The sequence below is a fragment of the Kribbella sp. NPDC050820 genome (assembly GCF_040653975.1).
Lineage (GTDB): Bacteria > Actinomycetota > Actinomycetes > Propionibacteriales > Kribbellaceae > Kribbella.
In genome coordinates, this window is the sequence record NZ_JBFAHB010000120.1 from 1 (window position 1) to 18671 (window position 18671).

Here is an 18671-nt window from a genome sequence, read left to right on the forward strand (position 1 = left end):
CGCAAGGCAAGACCCAGCGACTGCGGCTCAGTGTCGGCATCACAGACGGCAAGAACCCGAACGGGGTCTCCATCGCGGAGGTGAGCCTGCCCGGGCCACAGCGTGGCGACTCCACGCGCCGGGTAGGTCAGCGTCGGCTGCCACGGCGGGATCGTGCTCGAGTACACCGTCGGCCAGACGAACGCCGACGGCGTCAGCAACAGTCCTTCGCCGGCCAGCCGCCGTACGCCCTGGAATCGTCGGTGCCTGATGTGCAGCGAGTCGCCGCGCCACCGCACCGACTCGGCGAGGTCGTCGAACAACCCGGCCGGTCCGGCCAGCCCGAGTTGCCGGCCGCGATACCGCAGATCGTCTTCCAGCAAAGCCCGAATCCGCCCCCAGTGCGGCGCGATCGCCAGGTCCCAATACGTCTGCAGCTGCTCGGCAAGCAAGGCGATCCCGGCCGCTGGGTCGGCGTACAGCTCTGCAACAGCCGCCGAAGGCAAATCGTTGGCCCTCGGCAACTGCCGGGGGAGTTGTGCCTCCGCCAGCGAGCCGAGCGGATGGCTGCGCGCATACGCGAGTACGTCGAGATCGGCACGGACCTGGTCGGCCGGGACCCGCCGCAGGGCGCCGAGATCCGTGTCGAGATCGGAGAACGGACTGTGCGGCGCCGGGGTGAGGAAGTCCGGGATGTACCAGACGTCCGGATCGACGAGATCGAAGAGCAACCCGAGGTCGGCGCCCGCGATCCGCTCCCGGGCCGCGCGCGCCCAGCGGTCGTGGAAGCGGTCCGGCCGCCGGGTCCTGAGCAGCCGGATGCTCGCGGCCACCTCCCACAGCGGCGACACCGCGATCCGGGTCCGGGCCAGGTCGGCCACGGTGAAGGTGATCGTCAGCATTCAGCTCAGCCTAAATCAATTCAGTCGGCGGGCCGGCGGTCCGAGGGTTGCGGACATGACGATGCGACTCAAGATCGGCGACCTGGACATTCATCGACTCGGCTTCGGCGCGATGCGGCTGACCGGCTACCGGCCGGCGGCCGACCGGGCGGACGCGATCCGCGTCGCCCGGCGGGCGGTCGAGCTGGGCGTCGACTTCATCGACACCGCCGACGCGTACGGGATCGGGGCCAACGAGGAGCTCCTCGCCGAAGCCCTGCACCCGTACGGCGACGTGGTGATCGCGACCAAGATCGGGCACACCCGGCCCTCGCCGCGCGAGTGGATTCCGTTGGGCCGGCCGGAGTACCTGAGGCAAGCGGCCGAGCTCAGCCTCCGCCGCCTGCGGGTCGAGCGGATCGACCTGCTGCAGTTGCATCGCGTGGATCCGGCGGTCCCGCTCGCCGACCAGCTCGGCGCGCTGGCGCAGCTCGTGGCCGAGGGCAAGGTGCGGTACGTCGGCCTGTCCGAGGTGACTGTGGACGAGTTGCGGGAAGCCCGTCGGCACGTCGAGGTCGTCAGCGTGCAGAACCGCTACAACCTGACCGATCGCGGGCACGAACCCGTGCTGGAGTACTGCACCACCGAGGGAATCGCCTTCATCCCGTGGGTCCCGATCGCGCTCGGCGAGCACGCCGGATCGCGGGTGCTGGCGGAGATCGCGGCCGAGACCGGCGCCACCGCGGCGCAGCTGTCGCTGGCCTGGCTCCTGCACAGGTCACCGGTCGTGGTGCCCATCCCGGGCACGAGCTCCGAAGCGCACTTGGCCGAGAACGTCGCCGCCGCCGACGTGCGGCTGACGGCGGACCAGACGACGCGGCTCGAGGCCTATAACGGCTGACGCCTCTACAGTTGATGGATGGTGTTCTTCGGTGGACTGCTCGGCCTGATCGGGCTGGCGACACTGGTGTTTCGCGACGGCGACATCGGTGGGTTGCCGGCGGTCGGGATCGGCGTGGGCCTGCTGGTCGTCGGGGCCGCGGTGGCCGGGCTGGGCGTCGTACGGCGTCGGCGGCTGAAGCGCCGGCGGGCGGAGCGCGGTGAGCCGGAGCCGATCGGGGACGTGTTCGAGCGGGCTCGTGCGCTGCCGCGGCTGCTGCGTGCCGCGCGGCGCGGCGACTATCCCGGGTTGCCCACCAGCCGGATGGCGCTGTGGGGGCTGGCTGTGGTGTACCTGATCTCGCCGATCGATGTGCTGCCGGAGTTGCTGCCGCTGCTCGGGATCGCCGACGACGCGGGTGTCGCGGTGTGGTTGCTCACGAGCGTGTCGACCGCGACGGGCCTCTACCTTCGTCACGAGCGGGATCAGCAGCGAGCCAAGCCGTGATGTCGGCAGCCGCCTCTTCCGGATGCTCGTAGGCGAACAGCTGCAACGGATCTGAGGGCGGCCCCGACTCGGTGAGCCGGGTGGCCGCGGCGAGGAGCTGATGGGCGGCCGCCAGCACGAGCTCGGCCTGAGCGACCGCCTCGGCCGGGTCGTCCAGCGTCACCGCCGACCGGGCGAGATCGGCGACTTCGCAAGCCTGATAGGCCATCGCGAGCTGAGCCCGGTTTGCCACGACGCTCCCGCCGCTGCCGACGGCGTTGAGCGCGCCGGCTGCGACACCGGCCAGGAGGATCATCAGCACCCTTCGAGGATCACGGCTCGGCCGACGCTCCACAATGCGCGATCCCCGTAGCCAGCCTAAGGCTGAGACGTAGGCTGGACTCATGCGGTACGACCTGGACGACCTCCGACTGTTCACGCATGTGGCGGCAGAGGGCTCGATCACCGCCGGCGCGCGGGTGATGCACCTGAGTCTGCCTTCGGCGAGCGCGCGGGTCAGGGCGCTCGAGGCGCAGGCCGGCGTACCGCTGCTGATCCGCGAGCGCCGCGGCGTCCGGCTCACCCCGGCGGGCGCCACGCTGGCCCGGCACGCTCGCGAAGTTCTCGCCGAGACAACCCGGCTCGACAGTGCGGTCGCGTCGTACGCCGTCTCCCGGACCGCGCCGATCCGCCTGGTCGCCGGCGGTTCCGCGATGCACCAGCTCGTGCCCGCCGCGCTCGCCACCTTCCTGCGCGACCATCCCGAGTACGACGTGAACGTGAGCGAACGGCGGACGATCCGGAGCGTCCGCCTGCTCGCTTCCGGGGAGGCCGACCTCGGCGTCATCCTGGACGACGAGCCCACCAGCCTGCGCACCGAAACGCTCGCCGACGACTCCCTGGTCGTGATCGGCCAGGCCGGCGGCGTCCTGTCCGGCCGCACCTCGATCGCGTACGCCGAGGTCGCCGAACACCCCCTGGTCGGCCTCGACCGCGGCTCACCGCTCACCCAGTGGATGGACGACCGCTTGGGTCCGCACGCCCCGGCTCCGCGCTACCGGACGCTCGTCCCCACCCTGCATACCCTGATCACCCTCGCCACCGCGGGCGTCGGTCTGGCGATCGTCCCGCGCCGGGCCGTCGACGCCAACACCGCCGTGGAGATCTGCCCGCTGCAGGACTCGTGGTCCACCCGGGCCCACCTGCTCTGCTACGCGGCGAACGCCCCCGAGTCCGCCCACCTGCTGGCGACCCACCTGCATGCCGCAGCAACCCGCTAGCGCCCGGACCGGCTCCGCCGACTAGCGTTCGGGTATGAACGCGGACGAGGCGATTCCCCTGCAGGCGTTCAGCGCCTTGCTGCACAGTGAGAACGTCGCGACGGTCTGCAGAGCGTTGAACATGTACCAGGTGGCCGCGTCGTACACGCGGCTGTCGGGAGGGAATCCGCTGGAGCCGCTCGGCGGCGAGGTGCGGCAGGTCGCCCGGCAGGTGTTGTCGGGGCCGCCGGTTGCCGGCGACGGGGAGATGCGGGCGGCCTTCGATCACCTGAGCGCGTTGAACGTGATGACGAGTCTGGCCGAGGCCGAGGACGCGGAGTTGATCGCGGGCGTGCTCGAAGGCACCGGGGATGCGGACGTGCGGGCGACGGCTCTGCTGGCGGCGGCCGCCGTACCTGCTGATCCGGGGGCGCGGCTGGCGGGTGTGCTGGATGCGATGGCCGCGGACGAGGCGCTCGACGAGCGGGACCGGGCTCGGGCGCAGGCCGTGCGGACCAAGCTGGCTGGTGGCCTTGGGTAGCGTGCAGGCATGCGCGCGCTGACTGTTGAAGAGGCCCGGCAACGGGCGGGAGAACTTGTAGTCCGGTCGTACCACGTCGACTTCGACCTGACCGGGACCGGTGACACGTTCGTCACCACGAGCCGGATCCGATTCGGAGCGACGAGCGACTCGACCTGGGTGGACGTGAAGCCCGAGCGGCTGCTCGCGGTCGAGTTGAACGGCGGCGCGCTCGACGTCGGCCTGCTCGCGGAGGGCCGGTTCCCGCTGAGCGGTCTGCGCGACGAGAACGACCTCGTGGTGACTGCCGAAATGAAGTACTCCGTGGACGGCGAGGGCCTGGTGCGGTCTGTCGACGCGGCCGACGGGCGTGTCTACACGTACGGGATGTCGTCGCTCGAGTCGGCGCCCCGGTACTACCCGTGCTTCGACCAGCCCGACCTCAAGGCGCCGTACACGGTGACGGTGAAGACGCCGGAAGACTGGGTTGTGCTGGGCAACGGCGCGGCCACGCAGGTCGCGCCGGGGATGTGGGAGCTCGCCGAGACCAAGCCGCTGTCGTCGTACTTCGTCACGATCGTGGCCGGGCCGTACCACCTGGTCCGCAGCGAGTACGACGGGATCCCGCTCGGGCTCGCCTGCCGGCAGTCGCTGAAGGAGCACCTGGAGCGGGACGCGGCCGACCTGTTCCGGACCACCGGGCAGGCGTTCGGCGAGTACCACCGGATGTTCCGGCGGCGGTACCCGTTCGGCGAGTACTGGCAGGTGTTCGTGCCGGACTTCAACCTCGGCGCGATGGAGAACCCGGGCTGCGTCACGTTCGCGGACTACCTGGTCTTCCGTAGCAACGTGACCGATGCCGAGCGCAGCACCCGGGCCCGGATCGTCGTGCACGAGATGGCGCACATGTGGTTCGGCGACCTGGTCACGATGAAGTGGTGGAACGACCTGTGGCTGAACGAGTCGTTCGCCGAGTACATGGCGCACCGGGTGTCCGAGGGGGCCACCGACTACCGCGGCAACTGGACCGACTTCGGCTTCGTCCGCAAGTGGTGGGGGATGCAGACCGACCAGAGCAGCTCGACCCATCCGGTCGCGCCGGACAGCCTGAAGGACGCGCGGCAGTCGCTGGACGACTTCGACGGCATCTCGTACGCCAAGGGCGCCGCGGTGCTCAAGCAGCTCGCGAAGTACCTCGGCGACGACGTGTTCCTCAAGGGCGTCAACGCCCACCTGGAGGCGCACGAGTACGGCAACGCTGACCTGCACGAGTTCATCGCCAAGCTGAACGAGGCAGGCGCCCGCGACCTGGACAGTTGGTCCGGCCAGTGGTTGCGGACCTCCGGCCTGGACACCATCACGGTCGAGCGCACGCCGGCCGGCGTCGTCCTGCGCCGCACCAGCCCGGACGGGTCCCGCCGGCCGCACAAGCTGAGTGTCCGCGGGTACGACGAGAGCGGCGCGTCCGCCACCGTCGACGTCATGGTGGACGGCGACTCCATGGAAGTTGCCCTGAGCAATCAGGTGGTCGTGCCGGACGCCGGCGACGACACCTGGGCGAAGATCCGGCTCGACGCGACCAGCCTGGCCAACCTGCCCGCTGTCCTGCCCGCGATCGCCGACGGCGCCACCCGCGCAGTGATCTGGAACTCGGTCCGCGACGCCACCGCCGACGCCGAGCTGGATCCGCGGAAGGCGCTCGAGCTCTTCGCCACCGCGATCCAGCACGAGGACAGCGATATCGCGGTCGGCTCGCTGGTGCGCTGGCTGCAGGATCGGGTGCTCGGCGGCTACCTTCCGTACGACGAGTCACGTGCCGTCGTCGTGGATGCCCTGAGCAACAAGCTCGCGACGACCGAGCCGGGCAGCAGCCTGCAGCTCGCGACCGTGCGCGGCTTCATCGCGACCAGCGACGACGCCGACCTCCTGCAGGCGTGGCTCGACGGCAAGCAGGTCCCACCTGGCCTCGACATCGACGCCGATCTGCGCTGGGCACTGGTGCTGCGGCTCGTTCGGCTGGACGCGTTCGGCAGCGCCGAGATCGACGCCGAGCTGGCCCGCGACACGTCGACCGAAGGCGTCAACCACGCGGCCCGCTGCCGGTCGGCGCTGGCGGACGGCAAGGAGGCCGCCTGGACGCGGATCATGACCGATCCGGCGATCGGCGTGAAGGAACTGCTGGCCGCGGCCGAGGGCTTCTGGCATCCCGGTCAGGCTGGGGTCACCGCGCCGTACGTGGACCGGTTCTTCGCCGACATCCACCGAACCGCCGAGATCAGGTCCGGCATGGTGGTGGCGCTCGCCGCGCAGCGGATCATGCCGGAGTTCGTGATCGAGCCGGAGCTGCTGGCCCGGGCCGAGGCGCTGGCCGCGGACGAGACGGTTGCCTCCGGCATCCGGCGGCAGACCGCCGACTTCGCCGACAACCTCCGGAAGGCGGTCGCAGTTCGCCGAACCTTCGGTTAGCCTGACTACGCAGAGTGTCGCCCCGAGCCCGAGCAGTCACCGAATGCGCTGGATAGGCGAGCGCTTGATGTTCGTAGGCCTGGATGGGTGTTTCAGTGAACGGTGAGCCGCTCGGCGACGGCCTTCCGGGCCTGGTGGATCCGGGCCTTGACCGTGCCCAGTGGGACGTCGAGCTCGTCGGCGATCTCGGCGTACGAGAGCGCGCCGAGGTCGCGCAGGACCAGTGGCTGGACGAGCTGCGGATGGCTGGACTCCAGGCTCTCCAGGGCCTCCAGCAGGTCCAGCCGTGAACCGGCGATCACCGAGGTCGTGCGCGGGTCGACGGCCTCCGGCAGCACCTCGGCGGACTGCTCCACCGACCGCCGCTTGAGCGAACGGTAGGTCTGCCGGGCCTGGTTGGTGGCCACGATCGTCACCCAGCCCGCGAAGCTGCCGGTGCCCTTGAACGTGTGGATCTTGTTCGCCACCTGAAGCAGGGTGTCCTGGACCGCCTCCTCGGCGTCCTCGTGGTACGGCAGGAACTTGGCCACCCGCCGCTGCACCTGCGGACGGATCGCCTGCAACAGTTCCGGCACCACCGACTGGTCCCCCGTCGCGGCGCGTGCCGCGAGTTGCTCCAACTCCTCGTTCATGCTCCCCCAGAGTGGTGTTCGCCTGACGGCCCGGCTGTGATCGACAATAACCCGGATGGATGTCATCGGGAGGTACCGGCTGCAGGACAAGATCGGCGCGGGCGCGTTCGCGACGGTCTGGCGGGGGTACGACGACGACCTCGACGTCGACGTGGCGGTCAAGGTCCTCGCCGACAACTGGGCGTCGCGCGCCGACGTGCGGGAGCGGTTCCTGTCCGAGGCGCGGTTGATGCGCCGGATCGCCAGCGACCGGGTGGTCCGGGTGTTCGACCTCGGCAAGCTCGACGACGGTCGTCCGTACTTCGTGATGGACTACATCGGCGGCGGGACGCTGGCCGACGTACTGCGGCTCGGGCCGCTGGAACCGGCCGAGGCGTTGTGGTGGGGCGCCGACCTGGCCCGCGCGGTCTCGGCTCTGCACGGCGAGGGCGTCGTACACCGCGATGTCACCCCGGCGAACCTGCTGCTCCGGCCCAACCAGGGCGACGAGTCCGGCGGCGGCACTCATCGAATCGTGCTGGCCGACCTCGGCCTGGCCAAGCGGGCTGCGGAAGCCTCTGGACTGACCCAGGCCGTCGGTACGCCGTCGTACATGGCGCCCGAGCAGGGCCGGGGCGACGGTGGGTTCGACGAGCGGGCGGACATCTACGCAGTCGGCGCGGTGACGTATGCGCTGCTCACCGGGCATCCGCCGTACTCGGCCGGCTCGATCAGCGACGTGCTCAACCGCGACCCCGACCTGCCGCCACCGAGCCTGCGGTCGACGCTGCACGACGCGGTCGGGCCGCTGGACGACGTCATGTCCCGGGCGCTCGCGTACCACGTCACCGACCGTTGGGAGCGCGCTGACACCCTCGCCGAGCGGTTGGAAGCAGAGGCGTACCGGCTCGAGCAGGAGGCGCCGCTGCGCGCGATGGAGCGCACCCACATCAGCGACGACGACGACCTCCCAACCACGGTCGCGACGGACGCCCCTCCGGTACGGCGCAGCCGCCGCGGCCGAGCCCTGTTCCTGCTGACCCTTCCGATCGTCTTCGTCCTCGCCGGCGTCGGCGGCTGGTACCTGTTCGGACGCTGAGACGAGGGTCTGCGGCGCGTCGTCTGACTGCTTAGAGTAGTCTCCCGTCGCTGTTCGTACGGCTCAAGTCCGGTCGCGCCGCGCCCGGCGTCGCCGCAGATCATGACCTACGTCCGGGCCGGCCAGGAGGCCAGTGTCAAGGGCATCCGCGGCGGCTACGTCCTCTACTTCAAGTCCGGCACCGCCTGGAACGGCAAGACCCGGCAGTTCACCAAGTCGTGCAGCTTCCAGAAGTTCGACCAGCCGTTCTCCGCCAACCAGGGCTGGAGAATCAGCCTCAAGCCCACCATCGGCGGCAACGCGTCGACCAGTGAGGTCGACGGCTACTAGTACGTCACCGTGATCCGTTGCGCGGCCGGGTCGATGCTGACCTGGCCGCCGTACGGGAGGATCAGTTGTGGGTCGGTGTGGCCGATGTCGAGGCCCTTCACCACGACGGCGGACGGGTTGTACTCGGCGAGGGCGCGGTCGACTGCGAGGTACTGGCCGGTGACGTAGGCGACGGCTTCGGACGGGGTCGTGTGGTGGTCGAGCGCCCAGGACTTCGGGCGTCCCCAGAGGACCGCGTCGAAGCGCTCCAGCAGGCCGCGCTCACCGAAGTTGCGGAGGATCCGGTACAGCTGTTCCGCCGTCGGCATCTCCTCGCTGGTCTCCAGGAACAGCACCCCGTCGTACTCCGAAACCGGCCGCATCCACCGGTTCGCGGCGAGCTGCCAGTCGAGGATCTCCACGCAGCCACCCCACAACCGCCCACTGACCGCCTCCGAGCCGCTCCACGTCCACCCGGTGCCGTCGAACAGTTCCGGCTCGGTCTCCAGCAGCGATGCGTCCGCCCAGTCGCGGTCGTGGTCGGTCCAGCCGGTCGCCGGGGTCAGGTCGAAGTCGCCGGGCGTGAACAGTGCCGCCCGGAGCGAGCGCTCGCTGTCCGGATGCATCGCGCCACCGCGGCCGAACTGCACCATCACGCTGCCGCCGTGGTACGCCGGCAACCCGTGGAAATACAGGAAGTTGAGCAGATTCGTGTTGTCGCTGTACCCGAAGAACGGCTTCGGGTTCGCGCGGAACACCTCGGGATCGAGATGCTTCAGCACGGTGAGCTGGTCGGATCCGCCGATCGTCGCGATCACCGCGCGGATCGACGGGTCCGACCAGGCCGCATGCAGATCGGCCGCCCGCTGCTGCGGTGTCGTCCCGAGCTTGCGCGTCGTCGGGTACTCGACCGGCTCCAGGTCCCAGGAGCGCAGCCGCTCCAGCCCGAGCTCGTACGGCGCCGGGAAGATCTCCGGCAACCCACCGGACGGCGAGACGATCGCGACCCGGTCACCTGGCTGGACCATTCAGACCCCGATCGGGTGCCAGACGGTCTTCAGCTCCAGGTACTGCGTGAGCCGCGACAGCCCCGGAGACTCCGGCCAGTCCTCCTCGACAGGACGCCGTACCCGCTTGAGGTTCTCCGCCGCGGCGGCCTCCAGGTCCCGGGCCTCGTCGGCGTCCTCGATCCCGCACAGGTCGATCGCGTTGACGTCCAGGTGCGACGCCAGCCACGGGCCGATCTCCGATGCGGACCCGGTCAGCAGGTTGACCACGCCGCCCGGCAGGTCGGAGGTCGCCATCACCTCGCCGAGCGTGACAGCCGGCAACGGGCGCTCGTACGACGAGACCGCGACGACCGTGTTGCCGGAGACGATCGCTGGCGCGATCACGCTGGTCAGCCCGAGCAGGCTGGAGTCCTGCGGCGCCAGCACCGCGACCACGCCGGTTGCCTCAGGCAACGAGAAGTCGAAGTACGGGCCGGCCACCGGGTTGCTGGACCCGACCACCTGGGCGAGCTTGTCGGCCCAGCCCGCGTACCAGACCCAGCGGTCGATCGACGCGTCCACGACCGCGCGCGCCTTCGCCGCCGACAGGCCCTCGGACGCGGCGACCTCGGAGCTGAACTGGTCGTGCCGCCCCTCCATCACCTCGGCGATCCGGTACAGCACCTGGCCGCGGTTGTACGCCGTCTTGCCGGACCAGCCGCCGAACGCCTTGCGGGCCGCGACGACCGCGTCCCGGGCGTCCTTGCGGGAGGCCTGGGAGGCGTTCGCGAGGAACCGGCCCTTGGCGTCGTTCACGACGTACGACCGTCCGGACTCGCTGCGCGGGAACGCGCCGCCGATGTACAGCTTGTAGGTCTTCCGCACCGCGAGCCTCTGACTGTCCTTAGTGGGCAAGGTAGGCCTCCAGACCGTGGCGACCGCCCTCGCGGCCGTAGCCCGACTCCTTGTAGCCGCCGAACGGCGAGGTCGGGTCGAAGCGGTTGAACGTGTTCGCCCAGACCACGCCGGCGCGCAGCTGGTTCGCCATCCACAGGATCCGGGAACCCTTGTCGGTCCAGATCCCGGCGGACAGCCCGAACGGGGTGTTGTTCGCCTTCTCCACCGCCTCGGCCGGGGTCCGGAAGGTCAGCACCGACAGCACCGGGCCGAAGATCTCCTCGCGGGCGATCCGGTGCGCCTGCGACACCCCGGTGAAGACGGTCGGCGGGAACCAGTAGCCCTCGGCCGGCAGCTCGCACTCCGGCGACCAGCGCTCGGCGCCCTCGTCCTCGCCGATCTGGGACAGCTCGCGGATCTTGGCCAGCTGGGCCGAGGAGTTGATCGCGCCGATGTCGGTGTTCTTGTCCAGCGGGTCGCCGACCCGCAGCGTGCTCATCCGGCGCTTCAGCCGGGCCAGCACCTCGTCGTACACGCTCTCCTGGACCAGCAGCCGCGATCCGGCGCAGCAGACGTGGCCCTGGTTGAAGAAGATGCCGTTGACGATGCCCTCGATGGTCTGGTCGATCGGCGCGTCCTCGAAGACGATGTTGGCCGCCTTGCCGCCGAGCTCCAGCGTCACCTTCTTGTCGGAACCGGCCACCGCTTTGGCGATCGAGCGGCCGACCTCGGTCGACCCGGTGAACGCGACCTTGTCCACGTCCGGGTGCTCGACCAATGCCTGGCCGGTGCGGCCGGCGCCGGTGACGATGTTCACCACACCGGGCGGCAGGTCGGCCTGCTGGCAGATCTCCGCGAAGGCCAGCGCCGTCAGCGGAGTCGTCTCGGCAGGCTTCAGTACGACGGTGTTGCCGGCTGCCAGCGCCGGCGCGATCTTCCAGGCCAGCATCAGCATCGGGAAGTTCCACGGGATCACCTGGCCGGCGACCCCCAGCGGCTGCGGGTCCTCGCCGGCGCCGGCGTACTCGAGCTTGTCCGCCCAGCCCGCGTAGTAGAAGAAGTGCGCGGCCACCAGCGGGATGTCGACGTCGCGGGACTCCCGGATCGGCTTGCCGTTGTCGAGCGACTCCAGCACGGCCAGCTCCCGGGAACGCTCCTGGATCAGCCGGGCGATCCGGAACAGGTACTTCGCCCGGTCCCGGCCGGCCATCGGCCCCCAGACCCGGTCGAACGCTCGACGGGCCGCCTTGACTGCCTTGTCGATGTCGGCCGGCCCGGCCTCGCTGACCTCGGCGAGCACCTCCTCCGACGACGGGCTGACGGTCTTGAACGGCTTCCCGTCCGTCGCCTCGACGAACTGGCCGTTGACGAAGAGCCCGTACGACGACTTGATGTCGACGATGGCCCGTGACTCGGGAGCCGGTGCGTACTCGAATCTGCTCATGCCTCAGTCCAGCGTGAAGTAGTCGGGGCCGGGGTAGTGCCCGGTGGCCAGCTTGGTGCGTTGCATCAGCAGGTCGTTCAGCAGGCTGGACGCGCCGAAGCGGAACAGCTCCGGGTCCAGCCAGTCCGGTCCGGCCGTCTCGTTGACCGTGACCAGGTACTTGATCGCGTCCTTCGCGGTCCGGATGCCGCCGGCCGGCTTGACGCCGATGTGCAGGCCGGTGGCCTCGTGGTAGTCGCGGACCGCCTCGAGCATGATCAGCGTCACCGGCAGCGTGGCCGCCGGGGACACCTTGCCGGTCGACGTCTTGATGAAGTCCGCGCCGGCCAGCATCGCCAGCCAGGACGCCCGCCGGACGTTGTCGTAGGTGACCAGCTCGCCGGTCTCCAGGATCACCTTCAGATGCGCGTCGCCGGCCGCCTCTCGGATCGCGGTGATCTCGTCGAACACCATCGCGTACCGCCCGGACAGGAAGGCGCCGCGGTCGATCACCATGTCGACCTCGTCGGCGCCCGCGGCGACCGCGTCCTTGGTGTCCTGGACCTTGATCGCCAGGCTGGAACGCCCGCTGGGGAAGGCGGTTGCGACACTCGCCACGTTGATCCCCGAGCCCTGCAGCTCCTGCTTCGCCGTCGCCACCAGGTCCGGGTAGACGCAGACCGCGGCGACCTGCGGGGTGCTCGGGTCGGCCGGGTCGGGCCGGCGCGCCTTCGCACACAGCGCCCGGACCTTGCCGGGGGTGTCCTGGCCCTCCAGCGTGGTCAGGTCGATCATCCGGATCGCCAGGTCCAGCGCGTACGCCTTGGCGGTGGTCTTGATCGACCGGGTGCTCAGCGTGGCGGCCCTGGCCTCGGCGCCGACCTGGTCGACGCCCGGCAGGCCGAGCAGGAACCGGCGCAGCCGGTCCTCGGACGAGGTCACGTCGGCCAACGAGTCGACGCCGCTGTCGAGTGTGGTCACCCCGGCAGTCTAGGCCCTGCAGGTCACGATCCATGCCTCGCTGTGGGGTCGGTGACCGGTCGTTGGTTACGTTGTGCGGGTGAAGCAGAAGCCGTCGGAACGCGAGCAGTACCTGTCCACGTCGAACCGGATCACCGGGGTGATCGTGATGGTGATCGGCGCGGCCGGGCTGCTCGACATCGTGCTGGAGTGGCGGACCGTGACCGGTCTGCTGGTCGCCGCCGTGATCGGCCTGCTGATGATGCTCGCGTACGTCGGCCTGGTCCGGCCGTCGGTCACCCTCAGCCCCGAGAACATCCTGCTGCGTAACCACCTGCGCGACCACACGATCCCGTGGAACAAGGTCACCGGCGTCGACGTCACCGACATCCTCCGCGTGCACACCGCCGACAACCGCTTCCGGGCGCCCGGCGTCCAGGTCGTCATGCGCGACCTCCGCAAGCAGCGCGTCGGCGGCCGGAAACTGTCCGACGACAGTTCGATCTCCCGCGCCGACTTCGTGGTGGAGCGGATCGAGACCCACCTGGAGCAGTACGGCAAGAAGGCCGAGGGTGAGATCGTCACCTCCTGGGCCCGTCCTGAACTGGCCATCGTGGCTGCGCTGGCGGTCGTCGCCGCAGTGGCCGCCGTGCTCCGCTAGCCGAAGCGGGGCTGCCGATGCCGTCGCTGTCCCGTCGCACTCTGATCCGCACCGGCGTGGCCGCCGCGATCACCGGAGTAGCCGGCGTGGCCGCGATGGAGACCGGTGTCGTCCCCGGTCGCGCTCGCGTGCACGACGTACTCGGGCTGACCGGGCCGGACGGCGTCGTACCCGATGTGCCCGGCGGGCCGGTCGAGTCGGGCACCTTCGAGTCGTTCGGACGCCGTACGACGGTCGGCTACAGCGTCATCTACCCCGACGGCTACGGGCCGTCCGCAGCGCTTCCCGTCGTACTTGTGCTGCACGGGCGTGGCGGCGACCACACGTCGGCGGTCAACGAACTCGGCATCGACCGCTACCTGACTGCCGCCGTCCAAGCCGGTACGCCGCCCTTCGCTTTGGCGACGGTGGACGGCGGGCGGGAGACCTACTGGCATCGCCGGGCCGGTGGCGAGGATCCCGGGTTCATGCTCGACCAGGAATTCCTGCCCCTGCTGGCGAAACTCGGCCTCGACACCACGCGCTACGGCCTGCTCGGCTGGTCGATGGGCGGGTACGGCGCGCTGCTGTGGGTCGCGCTGCACTACTGGCAACGACGTGTCCGGCCGGCCACTCGGGCGGTCGCAGTCGGCGCTCTCAGTCCGGCGCTCTGGCATCGCTACGAGGACACCACGCCCGGTGCGTTCGACGACCCGGCCGACTTCGAGACCAGTCAGGTGTTCGGCCGCAGGAGCGGGTTCCGGGATGTTGCCGTGCGCATCGACTGCGGCCGGGACGACCCGTTCGCCGAGGCCGCAGAGGACCTGCGGACCGAGCTCGGGGCGACCGGCGGCGTCCAGTTGGGCGCGCACACGGCCGGCTACTGGCGACGCATGCTGCCGGACCAGCTGCGGTTCCTCGGCACCAGAGTCGCCGATTAGCGGGAACTCCGGTCGGGTTCGCGGCGTCAGAGCCCGTGTTCAGCCTGGGATGGCCCCCTGCGCACTCCAGGATGTGCACGACACGTCCCTGAATCTCGAGAGTGGAGATCATGCTCAACCTCTCCCGTAACACCTTGCGTGGTCTGGCCGGCGCCGCTGCCGCCACCGCCCTCGCAGCCTTTGCACTTCCGAACGCGCAGGCCGTCCCGGCCGCGAACCCGCCCTACCCGGTCCTGCCGCAGCCGGCCGAGACGCCGAACCAGGTGGCCGGCAACCCGCCGGCGGGTGAGGGTCTGACGACCATGGCGTCGTCGCCGACGACCATCGTCCGCTACAACCGGCTCTACAGCACCCCGGCGATCACGCCGTCGAAGTGCCGGGAGGTCAACGTCTCGCTGCGCACGCAGGCGGGCGTGGCGTCGTACGCAAGCCAGCTCTGGACGTGCATGTACGCGGCGTGGGCCGTTCCGCTGAAGGCAGCCGGCGCGGCGTACAAGGTGAAGCCGAAGCTGTCCGTGCACAGCGGCACGCTGATCGCCACCGACTGCGGGACCGTCAGCAACACCACCGGCTACTACTGCAGCGGGCGTGGCGGTGTCATCTACGTCCCGGCGGCGCAGATCATCAAGACCTGGGGCCAGAACCCGACCTACGCGCGGGCGTGGCTGACCCAGATGATGTCGCACGAGTACGGGCACCACGTGCAGTTCCTGACCGGCATCCTGAACGCGTCCTGGACGCGTCAGCGGGCGTTCACCACCAACGCCGCGCGGCTAGAGGAGAGCCGTCGCCGCGAGCTGCAGGCGTCCTGCCTGGGCGCGGCCTACGTCGGCGCGAACAAGCGGTACTACCCGATGGCCGGTGGCCTGCTCACGCAGTACAACTACCTGATCAGCCACATGGGCGACCAGCCGGGCGGCGTCCGCGACCATGGCTCGCCGAAGAACCACGCGTTCTGGTCGACCGCGGGCTTCAACGCGCGGCACACCTACACCGTCGCGGGCAACTGCAACACGTTCAACGCGTCGTCGACCTACGTCGCCTGACCCGCTGGACGTTCTAACGTAACTCGGCCGCCTGGTACGCGTTGGCGTACCGGGCGGCTGTTGCGTTTTGCCGACACGTGCACGATCTGCGATCGTGTGGTTACTTGTTTCGGGCTCGCACGCCTTACAGTTCTGAGTCGAGCAGTCTCACGGCAGGAGTCAAGGACAGTGAACTACGACGAGTTCAACACCGAGTACGCCAAGGTGCTGGACAAGATCAAGAGCGGCAGGTGCAGCTGGTCCGAGCTGTCCGGTCACGTGACCCGGCTGCGTCAGGCGACCGCGGGGATCACCGTGCCGGTGGAGCGGACCCAGGTCGACCACGACCTCGCGGCGCTGAGCCAGATGGTCGACATGTCGCGGCGGACCAACGACAAGGAAGACGTCTGGACGGTCACGTCCGAGGCGATCCGCCGGGCCAGCAGCCAGGAGGGCTCGGTCGCGGACCGGATCGCCCGGATCGACGCGAGCATCACCGAGATCTCCAACCTGGCGAACGGGAACCCGGACGAGCGCGACGCGCTGATGCAGTCGACCAGCACGCTGCGCATCCTGCACTCGTCGCTGCAGGCGTCGCTCCGCGCCGAAGAAGCCGAAGCCGCCGCCGCCGCTCGCTGAGCCGTCCCCGTCCCGGGGAGCCACCCGCCAGGTGCTCCCGGTACGTCGAACGTCAGCCGCTGACCCTGGATGGTCGAGCGGCTGACGTGTCGTGCGTTCTAAAGACCCAGGGCTGCGGACAGGGACTGCTTGACCGCGGCCAGGTCCGGGGCCGCCTGCGCACGGGCGGCCGCCACGTCGCTCGTGACCGGGATGACGACCTCCAGGTAGCACTTGAGCTTCGGCTCGGTGCCGGACGGGCGCACCACCACCCGGGCGCCCTCGGAGAGCGTGTAGCGCAGGCCGTCGGTCGGCGGCAGGGTTTCGGAGCCTTGGCTGAGGTCGTCCACCCGCTCGACCGTGTGACTGCCCAGCGACGTCGGGGGAGTGGCCCGCAGCCGCTCCATCGCGGTCGCGATCAGCGACAGGTCCTCCACCCGCACCGACAGCTGGTCGGTGGCGTGCAGGCCGTGCTTCACAGCCAGGTCGTCAAGCAGGTCCAGCAGCGTGCGCCCCTCGGACTTCGCCTCGGCCGCCAGCTGCAGCACCCGGACCAGCGTCGACACGCCGTCCTTGTCCTTCACCGCCACCGGGTCGACGCAGTACCCGAGCGCCTCCTCGTAGCCGAAGACCAGCCCCGGCACCCGGCCGATCCACTTGAAGCCGGTCAGCGTCTCGACGTACTCGACGCCGTGCGAGGCCGCGATCTTGCCGAGCAGGGACGACGACACGATCGAGCACGCCGCCACGCCGTCGGGCCGGGACGACAGCAGGAACTCGCCGAGCAACCCGCCCAACTCGTCCCCGCGCAGCATCCGCCAGCCGCCCTGAGCCGGATCCTGGGCCGCGGCATCCGGTACGGCGACCGCACACCGGTCCGCGTCCGGGTCGTTCGCCACCGCGATGTCCGCGTCCATCGACCGGGCCAGCTCCAGCGCGGCGTCGATCGCGCCCGGCTCCTCCGGGTTCGGGAACGACACGGTCGGGAAGTCCGGATCCGGATCCGCCTGCGACGCCACCACCGACGGTACGGCGAACCCGGCCCGGGCGACCGCGTCCTCGACGAGCGAGCGGCCGACGCCGTGCAGCGGCGTGTAGGCCACGTTCAGCTCGCGCGGCGCGTCCGCCGGCACAAGCTCGCCGATCCGGTCCAGGTAGGCGTTGATCAGCTTGTCGCCGATGGTCTGCCAGTCGTCGCCGCGCGGCACCGAGTCCAGCGGGCCGACCGCGGCGATGGCGGCCGCGATCTCCGCGTCCGCGGGCGGCACGATCTGCGACCCGTCACCCAGGTAAACCTTGTAGCCGTTGTCCTGCGGCGGGTTGTGTGACGCGGTGACGACCACGCCGGCCACGGCCTTCAGGTGCCGGATTCCGAAGGCGACCACCGGCGTCGGGGCCGGCCGGTCCAGCAGTACGGCATCCAGGCCGGCGCCGCGGACCACGGCGGCGGTGTCCTGCGCGAACACGTCGGACTTGTGCCGGGCGTCGTACCCGATCAGGACCGGGCCGTCGGTCAGGCCTTTCGACTTCAGGTAGGCGCAGAGGCCGGCGGCGGCGCGGATGACCACGACCCGGTTCATCCGGTTCGGCCCGGCGGCGACGGCGCCGCGGAGTCCCGCCGTACCGAACTCGAGGGTGCCGGCGAAGCGGTCGGCCAGCTCGGCCTCGTCGCCGGCGTCGAGCAGCGCCCGGAGCTCGGCGCGCGTGTCGGGGTCGGGGTCCTCGCTCAGCCAGGCTTCGGCGGCGGTCCTGAGGTCATCGTTGACGGTCACAACCGCAAGATAGCTAATGTCCCGACGACTGGCAGGGGCGCGCGCGGAGGTCGGCCACGTAGTCGTCCGGGGCGCCGGCGGCCTCGGCGGCCTCGGCGAGGATGCCCAGGTAGCGGGCCGAGGGCAGACCGCCCTCGTAGGCGTTGAGGACGTACATCCACGCCAGTTGCTCGCCGTCCAGGGTCTGCACCCGGACCTGGATCTTGCGGTAGACGCCCTGGTCGATCCACTCCCACTCGTCCAGCCGCTCGACGTCCTTGGGGTGGATGTCGTAAAGGGCCACGAAGACCTGGTTGGACGGGTCGGCGGGGTCCTCCACCACGGTGGCCATGGCGCCCTCCCAGCCGAGCTCCTCACCGCCGAAGGTGAGCCGCCAGCCGGTGATCCACCCGGTCCCGCGCAGGGGCGAGTACGGGCACCGCTCGGCCATCAGGTTCGGGTCCAGATTCGACGCAAACGCGGCGTACAGGGTCACGACGACACAGGATACGGAAGAATGGCCTCCCGTGGCGCGAGTTGTGATCATCGGAGGCGGTCCCGGCGGGTACGAAGCGGCCAGTGCGGCCGCCCAACTGGGGGCGGAGGTGACGGTCGTCGATTCCGACGGAATCGGCGGTTCCGCGGTGCTCACCGACTGCGTTCCGAGCAAGACGCTGATAGCGACGGCCGAGGTGATGACCGAGGTCGAGGAGGCCGGACGGCTCGGCGTCCGGCTCGAGGACGGCGACGACGATCCGGCGAACGCCGTGCGTGTCGACCTCTCCGTCGTCAACCAACGGGTCAAGCGGCTGGCCGCCGCGCAGTCCGACGGCATCACCCGCCGGCTCGACCGGGACAAGGTGAGGATCATTCAGGCTCGCGGCCGGCTGGACGGGCCGGAGACCGTGATCGCCGGCGACGAGCGGCTGGACGCCGA

Annotated in this window: 21 protein-coding genes; 12 read left to right on the forward strand and 9 right to left on the reverse strand. The window is 70.2% G+C overall.

Features of this window, described 5'->3' with window-relative positions; all coding sequences use genetic code 11:
* On the reverse strand, window positions 1-881 hold an 881-nt coding region (locus AB0H36_RS45965; RefSeq protein ID WP_360538158.1), incomplete at its 3' end, for a DUF5937 family protein.
* Window positions 882-936: 55 nt separating this feature from the next.
* On the opposite strand from AB0H36_RS45965, the gene AB0H36_RS45970 reads away from it, so the two are divergent.
* Entirely contained in the window at window positions 937-1761 is an 825-nt protein-coding gene (locus tag AB0H36_RS45970; RefSeq protein WP_360538160.1) for an aldo/keto reductase, read from the forward strand.
* An 18-nt stretch (window positions 1762-1779) separates the two neighbouring features.
* Window positions 1780-2247 carry a YkvA family protein gene (locus AB0H36_RS45975; RefSeq protein WP_360538162.1) on the forward strand — a complete coding sequence of 156 codons (468 nt, stop codon included), beginning with the start codon at window positions 1780-1782 and terminating at the stop codon, window positions 2245-2247.
* Here the strand turns inward: AB0H36_RS45975 and AB0H36_RS45980 are convergent.
* Entirely contained in the window at window positions 2177-2548 is a 372-nt protein-coding gene (locus AB0H36_RS45980; protein ID WP_360538164.1) for a hypothetical protein, read from the reverse strand. The genes AB0H36_RS45975 and AB0H36_RS45980 overlap by 71 nt on opposite strands.
* Window positions 2549-2630: 82 nt before the next feature.
* On the opposite strand from AB0H36_RS45980, the gene AB0H36_RS45985 reads away from it, so the two are divergent.
* The 3 genes from AB0H36_RS45985 to pepN are packed head-to-tail and all read left to right on the forward strand — an operon-like array spanning window position 2631 to window position 6471.
* Entirely contained in the window at window positions 2631-3506 is an 876-nt protein-coding gene (locus AB0H36_RS45985; protein WP_360538166.1) for a LysR family transcriptional regulator, read from the forward strand.
* Between the two features lie 34 nt (window positions 3507-3540).
* Entirely contained in the window at window positions 3541-4026 is a 486-nt protein-coding gene (locus tag AB0H36_RS45990) for a hypothetical protein (protein WP_360538168.1), read from the forward strand.
* A gap of 9 nt (window positions 4027-4035) precedes the next feature.
* The gene (gene pepN, locus AB0H36_RS45995) at window positions 4036-6471 is read left to right on the forward strand and encodes an aminopeptidase N (RefSeq protein ID WP_360538170.1); all 2436 of its coding nucleotides are present in this window, start codon (window positions 4036-4038) and stop codon (window positions 6469-6471) included.
* A gap of 92 nt (window positions 6472-6563) precedes the next feature.
* On the opposite strand, the gene AB0H36_RS46000 is transcribed toward pepN, so the two are convergent.
* The gene (locus AB0H36_RS46000) at window positions 6564-7103 is read right to left on the reverse strand and encodes an RNA polymerase sigma factor (RefSeq protein ID WP_360538172.1); all 540 of its coding nucleotides are present in this window, start codon (window positions 7101-7103) and stop codon (window positions 6564-6566) included.
* Between the two features lie 55 nt (window positions 7104-7158).
* Between AB0H36_RS46000 and AB0H36_RS46005 the strand changes: the two genes are divergently transcribed.
* Both AB0H36_RS46005 and AB0H36_RS46010 read left to right on the forward strand, forming a co-directional pair.
* A complete protein-coding gene (locus AB0H36_RS46005) occupies window positions 7159-8181 on the forward strand; it encodes a serine/threonine-protein kinase (RefSeq protein ID WP_360538174.1) in 1023 nt (340 codons plus the stop codon).
* Window positions 8182-8283: 102 nt separating this feature from the next.
* A complete protein-coding gene (locus AB0H36_RS46010) occupies window positions 8284-8511 on the forward strand; it encodes a hypothetical protein (RefSeq protein WP_360538176.1) in 228 nt (75 codons plus the stop codon).
* Here AB0H36_RS46010 and AB0H36_RS46015 read toward each other — a convergent pair.
* The 4 genes from AB0H36_RS46015 to deoC are packed head-to-tail and all read right to left on the reverse strand — an operon-like array spanning window position 8508 to window position 12780.
* Window positions 8508-9518 (reverse strand): S66 peptidase family protein, encoded by a 1011-nt coding sequence (locus AB0H36_RS46015; protein ID WP_360538178.1) that lies wholly within the window; start codon window positions 9516-9518, stop codon window positions 8508-8510. The two genes, AB0H36_RS46010 and AB0H36_RS46015, sit on opposite strands and share 4 nt — an antisense overlap.
* Window positions 9519-10364: an aldehyde dehydrogenase family protein gene (locus tag AB0H36_RS46020; RefSeq protein WP_360538180.1), complete on the reverse strand. Its 846-nt coding sequence runs from the start codon at window positions 10362-10364 to the stop codon at window positions 9519-9521.
* A 19-nt stretch (window positions 10365-10383) separates the two neighbouring features.
* On the reverse strand, window positions 10384-11820 hold the full coding sequence (locus AB0H36_RS46025; protein ID WP_360538182.1) for an aldehyde dehydrogenase family protein: 1437 nt from the start codon (window positions 11818-11820) through the stop codon (window positions 10384-10386).
* A 3-nt stretch (window positions 11821-11823) separates the two neighbouring features.
* The gene (gene deoC / locus AB0H36_RS46030) at window positions 11824-12780 is read right to left on the reverse strand and encodes a deoxyribose-phosphate aldolase (RefSeq protein WP_360538184.1); all 957 of its coding nucleotides are present in this window, start codon (window positions 12778-12780) and stop codon (window positions 11824-11826) included.
* A gap of 79 nt (window positions 12781-12859) precedes the next feature.
* Here deoC and AB0H36_RS46035 point away from each other — a divergent pair, with 79 nt between their 5' ends.
* The 4 genes from AB0H36_RS46035 (at window position 12860) to AB0H36_RS46050 (ending at window position 16004) form a co-directional block, all read left to right on the forward strand.
* Complete coding sequence (locus AB0H36_RS46035; RefSeq protein ID WP_360538186.1) at window positions 12860-13420, forward strand: PH domain-containing protein; 561 nt, start codon at window positions 12860-12862, stop codon at window positions 13418-13420.
* Window positions 13421-13437: 17 nt separating this feature from the next.
* Window positions 13438-14340: an alpha/beta hydrolase-fold protein gene (locus tag AB0H36_RS46040; protein WP_360538188.1), complete on the forward strand. Its 903-nt coding sequence runs from the start codon at window positions 13438-13440 to the stop codon at window positions 14338-14340.
* 110 nt (window positions 14341-14450) lie between these two features.
* Complete coding sequence (locus AB0H36_RS46045; protein WP_360538190.1) at window positions 14451-15386, forward strand: neutral zinc metallopeptidase; 936 nt, start codon at window positions 14451-14453, stop codon at window positions 15384-15386.
* 168 nt (window positions 15387-15554) lie between these two features.
* Window positions 15555-16004, forward strand: coding sequence for a hypothetical protein (locus tag AB0H36_RS46050; RefSeq protein WP_360538192.1), 450 nt, complete (start codon window positions 15555-15557; stop codon window positions 16002-16004).
* 98 nt (window positions 16005-16102) lie between these two features.
* Here the strand turns inward: AB0H36_RS46050 and AB0H36_RS46055 are convergent, their stop codons facing one another.
* Both AB0H36_RS46055 and AB0H36_RS46060 read right to left on the reverse strand, forming a co-directional pair.
* Entirely contained in the window at window positions 16103-17755 is a 1653-nt protein-coding gene (locus AB0H36_RS46055) for a phospho-sugar mutase (RefSeq protein ID WP_360538194.1), read from the reverse strand.
* A gap of 13 nt (window positions 17756-17768) precedes the next feature.
* Window positions 17769-18230, reverse strand: coding sequence for a gamma-glutamylcyclotransferase (locus AB0H36_RS46060; protein ID WP_360538196.1), 462 nt, complete (start codon window positions 18228-18230; stop codon window positions 17769-17771).
* A 31-nt stretch (window positions 18231-18261) separates the two neighbouring features.
* Between AB0H36_RS46060 and AB0H36_RS46065 the strand changes: the two genes are divergently transcribed.
* The coding region (locus AB0H36_RS46065) for an FAD-dependent oxidoreductase (protein WP_360538198.1) at window positions 18262-18671 on the forward strand (410 nt) is incomplete at its 3' end.